This window comes from Gemmatimonadota bacterium, from assembly GCA_026705765.1.
Classification (GTDB): domain Bacteria; phylum Latescibacterota; class UBA2968; order UBA2968; family UBA2968; genus VXRD01.
This window is the reverse complement of sequence record JAPPAB010000147.1, coordinates 20,990-28,773: the sequence shown is the minus strand read 5'-3', so window position 1 is coordinate 28,773 and position 7,784 is coordinate 20,990. Positions and strand designations below refer to the sequence as shown.

Annotated in this window: 6 protein-coding genes; 1 reads left to right on the top strand and 5 read right to left on the bottom strand. The window is 52.7% G+C overall.

Annotated features, from left to right (window positions below):
* The 4 genes from OXH16_19085 to OXH16_19070 all read right to left on the bottom strand — a co-directional run.
* Positions 1-1,002 (bottom strand): sulfatase (locus OXH16_19085; GenBank protein MCY3683509.1); only part of this gene is annotated, 1,002 nt, incomplete at its 3' end.
* A 38-nt stretch (positions 1,003-1,040) separates the two neighbouring features.
* A complete protein-coding gene (locus OXH16_19080) occupies positions 1,041-1,844 on the bottom strand; it encodes a sugar phosphate isomerase/epimerase (protein MCY3683508.1) in 804 nt (267 codons plus the stop codon).
* An 18-nt stretch (positions 1,845-1,862) separates the two neighbouring features.
* The gene (locus tag OXH16_19075; protein MCY3683507.1) at positions 1,863-2,918 is read right to left on the bottom strand and encodes an NAD(P)-binding domain-containing protein; all 1,056 of its coding nucleotides are present in this window, start codon (positions 2,916-2,918) and stop codon (positions 1,863-1,865) included.
* Positions 2,919-2,946: 28 nt separating this feature from the next.
* Positions 2,947-4,161 (bottom strand): hypothetical protein, encoded by a 1,215-nt coding sequence (locus tag OXH16_19070; protein MCY3683506.1) that lies wholly within the window; start codon positions 4,159-4,161, stop codon positions 2,947-2,949.
* Between the two features lie 212 nt (positions 4,162-4,373).
* Here OXH16_19070 and OXH16_19065 point away from each other — a divergent pair, with 212 nt between their 5' ends.
* Positions 4,374-5,126, top strand: a complete 753-nt coding sequence (locus tag OXH16_19065) for an SDR family NAD(P)-dependent oxidoreductase (protein MCY3683505.1) — start codon at positions 4,374-4,376, stop codon at positions 5,124-5,126.
* A gap of 53 nt (positions 5,127-5,179) precedes the next feature.
* Here OXH16_19065 and OXH16_19060 read toward each other — a convergent pair whose 3' ends face one another.
* The gene (locus OXH16_19060; protein ID MCY3683504.1) at positions 5,180-7,666 is read right to left on the bottom strand and encodes a DUF5916 domain-containing protein; all 2,487 of its coding nucleotides are present in this window, start codon (positions 7,664-7,666) and stop codon (positions 5,180-5,182) included.
* Positions 7,667-7,784: the final 118 nt, after the last annotated feature.

The following is a 7,784-nucleotide window of genomic DNA, read 5'->3' as shown; positions in this document are numbered from 1 at the left end:
GTATTCGTAGCGGTTGAATTTCATGTAGGGACGGTCGGGGTGATAGTTGCGTATGTCTTTGTAGTTTTTGGTGCGTACGCAGCGGATGCGATCTACTGTGCCGTCACACCGGTCGCGTGCTGAGTAGATTTCGCTGCGGGATTTTGCATCGGGACCGAGGAAGATGTTGCCTTCCATTTCTGGGGGGACTTCTAAACCCGCGAGCGAGAGTGCGGTGGGCGCAAGGTCTATGCCGCTGACGAGTTCGTCGCTTACGACGCCTGCGTCGATGTGTCCGGGCCAGCGCACAATACAGGGTATGCGGATGCCGCCGTCGTACAGGAATTGTTTGTCGCGGATGTGCGCGCGTCCGTGATCGGCGATGAGGAAGACGATGGTGTTGTCGGCGACGCCTTCGTCTTCGAGGCGCTGGAGTACCTGGCCGACTTTGCGGTCGAAGACCTGAGCGCTTTCGAGATACATTGCCCAGTCTTTTCTGATGAGGGGATGGTCGGGATAATAAGGTGGGATTTCTACGGCGTCGGGATCGACGGGGTTTTGCGGGTCGGGCGTGAAGTTGCGATGGGTGTCGGTGATGTTGTTCTGGGCGTAAAAGGGCTGGCCCTCGGCGCGCTGGGTCCAGTCGATGCCGTCAAAGACGCCATTGCGCTGGAAGTTGAAGTCGGTTTTGCCGGGTTTGTCAAAGGGCGGTCCCGGGCTGTTGCAGGTGTAATATCCCGCATCGCGGAAGTAGTCGGTGATGAGGCGAATGTGTTCGGGCAATGGGGTGTCGCGCTTGCTGCGGTGGTTGTGCGCGCCAAAGCTGGTTTGATAGCGGCCGGTGATGATGGCCGATCTGCTCGGGGAACACACCGGGCAGGTGACAAACGCATTTGTGAATAGCGTGCCTTCCGATGCGAGTTTGTCGATGTTGGGTGTTTGCACGGCTGGCGTGCCATAGCAGGCGAGGTTGGGATAGAGGTCTTCGCCATAGATCCAGAGGATATTGGGTTTATCGGGCATGGTGAGAGGTCTTTCTATGTTAGATGATAGGTTCCTGTTTATCGCGCGCCGCACGCTTGCAAGCATGCTTGCATGTGTCCGCGGGCTTCCGCGCCGATGATGCAACACTGTTCCAGGCTGTGTCCCTGTGCTCTTGTGCCGATGACTTCGAGGTTGACGGGTCCGTCGTAACCGTTTTCGTGCAGGACGCGGATATAACCGACGAGGTCAATGTCGCCGCGACCATTGGCCTGGTTTGCAGGGTCACCGGGACCGCGTTCGCGGCCTTTGCAGTCGCGGATGTGGACGTGTTTGACGCGCGAGACAACGGCTGCGATGGCTTCTACCGGGTTTTCGTTCGCGCGGTGGATGTGCGAGGGGTCCATGTCAATGCCAAATGCGGGGGATGAGATGGCTTCCATCACCCGCAGGGTGGTTGGGGTGTTGTAGATGGATGCGCCCACATGGGCTTTGACGCAGAGGGTTACGCCGTATTTTTCGGCCATGTTGGCGAGGTTGCCGAGGGAGTCGATGCTTTGCTGGAAGGTTTCTTCGTCATCTGATTTCCCACCCGGACCGCAATTGACGACGGGGATGCCGGCTTCGTTTGCAGCACGAAAGGCTTTTTCCATCATTTCAGGGTCTTGTCTGGGTTGTTCCATGGCGAGGAGTTCGAGGCCGTATTCATGTCCCAGACGCCTGGCTTCCCGGGCTGTTTCGCGCCAGTTGTCGAGGACGAGGTGCTGGCTCATGCCGCCAATTGCCGCGACTTCTATGCCGTCGTATCCTGCCATGGCCGTGTACTTAAAAGCGGTTTCCATGTCCCACGCGCCAAAAAGAACAGAGTTGAGTCCGAGTTTCATGTTTCCTCCTGTAAGGGTTTATTGATTCTGCATCGCTGGCAGATCTGTGCGCGATCCGCGCACGTCTATCGCTTCTTTGGAGAGCCGAGCCTGGGGTGCTTCGCCATTTAAGATTCGCTCGAAATCATCGCCGATTACTTCGGCGACTTGCAAGTTCGCATCTCGCGTGCGTCCGGCAATATGGGGTGTGTGTACCACATTGTTCCGATTGCGCAATAAGTCGTCTGTGGGCACTGGTTCATTGTCATATACGTCAAATGCGCCGGCGAGTTCGTTGGCGATAATGCGTTCCCGCAATGCGTCCATATCGACGGCATGTGCGCGGGTGGTGATTACGACCAGGCTGCCTTTGCGCAACCGATAAATGCGTTCCCGCGATAGGATTTTTCTGGCAGATGGCGTTGGCGGTATGGTGACGACGACTATCTCGCATTCATCTACGAGGGTGTCCATTTCCACGCCTTCTACGCCGAGTTCATCCAGGCGCGATTTTGGAATAAATGGATCGTAGCCCAGTACGCGCGAGCCGAGTGCGTTGCACCACATTGCCATCCGTCCGCCGATTTGTCCCAGTCCCATGACGCCGACGGTTTTGGTTCCCAATGTGCCGTTGATGAAGTCTGGGTTGTCGCAAAATTGCGCGTATTTAAAATTCCACAGGCGTTCCCCCGATGCCATGCGTTTGTGCCATTGGGGTATCAAGCGCAGGGCATTTAATGTCAGGGCGAGTGTGATTTCTGCGACAGATGCCGCCCACGCGCGCGTGCCATCAATGATGGGGATGTCGCGTTCAAACATGCCATCGACCGGAAGATTGCGATGTCCCCAATTATCCAGCACGCCCCCCACGGCTTTTAATTCGGGCGCGCGTGCCAAACACGCTTCTGTCAACTGTCCGCCGAATAGCGCGATGGCAGATACATGCGATAAATCCGTCAATTCTGAAAGTGGTACGCCGCGTTCTACCTGTACTATGCGCACTTCGTCTAATTCATTTAGCCGCGCTATCAGTGCCTCTGGCACATACGGCCATGATCGTTCCAAATTTTCCGTCCGGGCAAACAGAATCGCCATTATCCATCCTTTCTATTGTAATTGTAGCCTACGGCGCGAGCATCAGGGCGATGCCATGTGGGTTAACCAATCCAGAGGTGACGAGGGCTTCGGGACTGGAGCCATCGAGATTGGCACGCCAGATTTTACCGTCATCGACGTTACCGGTGCCCGCATCTATCCAGTACATCTTTTGGGGATCGCCTGTCAGGTCCAGAGCTATGTCGCGCGGAGCAGTGGCAGGGCCGGCGAGTGACTGTCCACCGAATGTTCTGGTGTTGAGGATATCTTCTGTACCAGAACCATCTAAATTGGCACGCCGGATTCTATCTCTGACGATGTCTGTCCAGTACATTTTTCCCGCAGCTACATCCAGAGCAATGCCTCTTGGAACCCGCAAGAAGTTTTGGAAGGTGAGGAGGGTTTCGACGTTGGAGCCATCGAGGTTGGCGCGCTGGATTTTATCGTCCTGAAGTGGGTTGGGGGCACCCGTGCCAGAGTCTGTCCAGTACATTTTTCCCGCGGCTACATCCAGGGCGATGCTCTGCGGATTAACCAATCCAGAGGTGACGAGGGCTTCGGGACTGGAGCCGTCGAGGTTGGCGCGCCAGATTCTACCATTATCGACATTGGCCCTGCCCGCATCTACCCAGTACATCTTTGGGGGATCGCTTGCCAGATCCAGAGCAATGCCACGCGGGGTGGTGGCCGGACCGGGAAGTGACTGACCACCGATTGTTCTGGTATCTATGATCAGTTCTATGTCAGAACCATCGAAGTTGGCACGCCGAATACTATCTGTGACGGAGTCTGCCCAGTACATTTTTCCCGCGGCTACATCCAGAGCAATGCCCCTTGGAATTCGCAACGCGTTGTCGTAGGTAAGGAGGGTTTCAACGTTGGAGCCATCGAGGTTGGCGCGTTGAATTTTATCATCCTGTAGAGGGTTGTCGCTACCCGTGCCGGAGTCTGTCCAGTATATTTTGCCCATAGCCTCAGGCGCAGGAGCTGCTTTGCCAAAGCTCCCGGCGAATATCAGAAAGTCGCCAAATCCGACCTCGCCGTCGCCATCCAAATCGAATTGGGCTTCATACCTCTCATCGCCCTGACGAGCCCCGAATTTGCCGACAAAGAGCAAGAAGTCGGTAAAATCGACCGTGCCACTCGCATCAAAGTCCGGATTACCCGATTGCGACTCAATCCTGGCCTGAAGCGGTTGCGTTAGCAGACCGATGGATAGGATTGCAAGGATTAATAGGCGCATGGTTTCCTCCCTCTTGTTGGAGCTTTGGCGGTTTGGTGGGGTATGATAACATGAGAGACATGGATTTGGCAAATAAAAATAATCATGATGCCCGAACGCGAGAATCTGTCTTTGATTCCCGTGCATTCGGCTGTACATAAATTTTTTGACTTATGCGTTCTGTATGTTATCATGCGTCAGACATAAACCACAACCTATCAGGAGATTTGACTATGAGTAGCAAAGTTGCAATTGTCACTGGCGCGGGTAGCGGGATTGGCAAACATACCACGCTTGCCTTTTTGGATGCGGGATATTCTGTGACCCTGGCAGGACGACGGGAAGAAACTTTGAATGCCACGGTAAGTGAAGCGGGTGTAGATGATTCTAAAACGCTTGTTGTGCCGACAGATGTTGGCGATCCAGCGTCTGTGGCAAATCTTTTTGCACAGACAAAAGAGAAATTTGGACGCCTGGATGTACTTTTCAATAATGCGGGTGTGGGCGCGCCTGGCGTCAATCTCGAGGATTTGACTTTTGAGCAATGGCAAACGGTCGTCAATACCAATTTAACGGGTGTCTTTCTGTGTATTCAGGAGGCGTTTAAGATTATGAAAGACCAGACGCCCCGGGGTGGGCGGATCATCAATAACGGATCGATATCGGCGCACGTTCCCCGTCCAAATTCTGCGCCTTATACGGCGACCAAACACGCGGTGTCTGGTCTGACCAGATCCGCTTCGCTCGATGGGCGCAAATACGATATCGCCTGCGGACAAATCGATATTGGCAATGCAGCGACCGATATGACCGAGCGCATGAAAAACGGCGTTCCGCAAGCCAATGGATCTACTCTGGTAGAACCTACGATGGATGTCAGGGGCGTTGCACAAGCCGTGCTCAATATGGCGAGCCTTCCGTTAGATGCAAATGTTCAGTTTATGACGATTATGGCGACCAAGATGCCTTATATAGGTCGCGGATAAAAAAAGACCGGACGCTTTGTCCGGTCTTTTTAGTTGATACCATGGGAGAGGGGTTACATCCCCAGCATGTATGAGACTTTTATGAGAACGGCCCGGTTTCTTTCATTCCATTGTCGCAAGACATCTCGATCATCCAAATTATGATCGTAAGTCACATCAAAGCCCTGGTCATAGACAAAGTAAATATCACTGCCGGGGCGGAAGCGGTAATTTAGCAATACGTTTACGCTGGCCTGTTCGCGGTCATTATTCCACTGGGCGAATAGTTTGACATAAAAGTCCGTGGAGAATGAATAGATCAAGCGGTTGCTCAATACCTGAATATTGAAGTTGCCCTGGGGCAAGCGCAGCCAGTTGACTTCGTAATCCGTTTCAATCGAAAGTTTCCCAGAAGGTCTGTAGCTGTTTTCGAGTGAAAGTTTATATCGCTTGCCGGTGTAATAGTTGCCGATTTCAATATCGAACTCGGGGCGGACTTTCCGCGAGCGGCTCGGATAGGGACCGGTTCTGAATTTTGTAAAATTGTATGTGCCGTGTGGGATAATTATATCTGGTCGTTTTTTCGATGGCTTGAATGTGCGCTCGACCACGTCGTGTGTCCGCGTAAATTCGACCCGATACCAGTCTCCGGCATTGAAGCGCGTATAAGTAGCGACCTGCAAATCCCAGAATTTGACTTTATTTGTTGGGTCACTGGGATCTGCAAAAAGCCGAAATCGCGGTCCCGTGGAAATATAGCGAATGAGATTCGTGTTGGCGGGTATTCGCGCCCTGAATTGTGCCTCGTATCGCCTGAGTCTTTGCAATCCTGCGCGGCGGTTGACAAATCCAGCTTTGGGTAGAAAATGCTCTCCAATATCGACGTATTTTAGCGTGCTGGAATAAACACCCCCCGAATAGGTAGCCTGTAAAAATCCCGCAGCCCCTGTTTGCGCATCTTCAGCAGAATCCCAGGTTTGCGCGTAAAATCCCTGAAAATTGAGGGCGTTGGATGGTGAAAAGCTGAAATCAAGCCCAGCAGCGCGGTTGTATTGGTCCCAACCTGTGTCTGGAGCACGGGTTTGTTTGTTCACGACAACGGCACCGATATTTGATCGCGCTATCACGTCGTGTTTCAGGCGTAACACCGAGAAATTGCTGCGCTGGACAAATGTATCATCATGAAGCGTTTTGGAATCCGTCAATACATTCAATGCGCCAATGCTCGTCTTGCCAGCTTTGCCCGCCAGTTTGCTGCCCAAAAGAATGGGTACGGGTTCCCCCGATTCCAGGCCGATTCGACGGCTGTAAAATAAAATAGTAGGTGGGCGGCTATCTCCGCCGCGTCTCGTGGCGGCTTCACCAAAGTCAAAGAGATTGGATCCCTCCAGGAAGAATTCGCGCTTTTCGGGGAAGAATTGCGAGAATTGCGTCAGGTTTACTTCCTCTTGATCACCTTCCACCTGGGCAAAATCTGTATTGTAGGACAGGTCCAGTATCATGTTGGGCGTGAGGCCATATCGCACATCTACACCGGATTCAAAAGTCTCCTGTACAGATGGGTCATCCGCCTGCAAATCTTTTAGTGCGCCGGGCAATACATAGGGTTTGATCTGAAATACGCGGCGGGTTTTTAAGGATTTAAGTCCTCTGAGTTCTGCGAGGTCTGTTGTGCGATAGCGCTGCGTTGGTGATGTCGATCTTTGTCCTATCATCAATGCTGTTGATTCGGTTTTGCGGGCAATAAATCGCGCGAGGTTAATACCCCATACCGCATCTTCTTCGTCCTTAAATCGCAGTTGGTCAAATGGAATCGCGACCTCAACCGACCAGCCTTTGTCGTGCCGGTGTCCTTTGGCTTCCCAGATGCAATCCCAATCATCGTTGTAGGTGCGGCCTTCTCGCGATAAGATCAGATCGCGTTTTGCGCCGAGGGAGTTGACGAAGAAGAATGCTCCGGTCTGGCGGTCGTTATAAGTATCCAGAAGAATTTGCACATTGTCATCGCCCCATACTTCGGAATCGCGTCGCATGTTGTTTGCCACGATTTTGTGTGGCTCGGAATCAAAACATTCAAATCCGAAATAGATTTTTGTCCTGTCGTAAACAATGCGGGCTGTTGTGCGTTCGGTGCTCGGCACCCAGTAGCCCGGGTCGCGCTGGACAAATCCCTCGATGGGTTTTGTGTTTTGCCACGCAGGGTCGTCCAAACGCCCGTCCAGTTTGGGACCTTTATCCACGCGGGTGGCATAAACAGCGCGCGGTGCATCGTCAGAAGTGTGCGTTGTGACAACGCGTATGCGATCCGCTACCTTTACGGGTGAGCCGTTTTCTTCGACTACGCGAGCGACGAGTACGTCGTCGTCGAGTTTTTTGATGACCTGAAGCGTTGACCCATTGTCCATCTGCAATTGGCTTCCCAGGGATGCCGCTCCGTTGAGTCCAGATACATAAGCGAGATCGCCCGTGATTTCTTTTACAATACCGGCTATGTCATCACTATTAGCCGACGGCGCGCAAATCGCTATACAGATAAGCCCAAGCAAGCACGCTCTGATCATATTTTTGCTCCTGAGAAAGTGGTCCGTAGCCAGTATTCACCGCCCAATTCCAGTAGGGCGGAATGACTATAAGTAAGTTTTTACTTACTTATACATAATGTAACGAAAAATAAAATTT

Excerpts from the sequence above, each read along its gene's own strand:
- OXH16_19065 (MCY3683505.1), top strand. The coding sequence starts at position 4,374 with ATGAGTAGCAAAGTTGCAATTGTCACTGGCGCGGGTAGCGGGATTGGC.
- OXH16_19080 (MCY3683508.1), bottom strand. The coding sequence starts at position 1,844 with ATGAAACTCGGACTCAACTCTGTTCTTTTTGGCGCGTGGGACATGGAA.
- OXH16_19070 (MCY3683506.1), bottom strand. The coding sequence starts at position 4,161 with ATGCGCCTATTAATCCTTGCAATCCTATCCATCGGTCTGCTAACGCAA.
- OXH16_19060 (MCY3683504.1), bottom strand. The coding sequence starts at position 7,666 with ATGATCAGAGCGTGCTTGCTTGGGCTTATCTGTATAGCGATTTGCGCG.
- OXH16_19075 (MCY3683507.1), bottom strand. The coding sequence starts at position 2,918 with ATGGCGATTCTGTTTGCCCGGACGGAAAATTTGGAACGATCATGGCCG.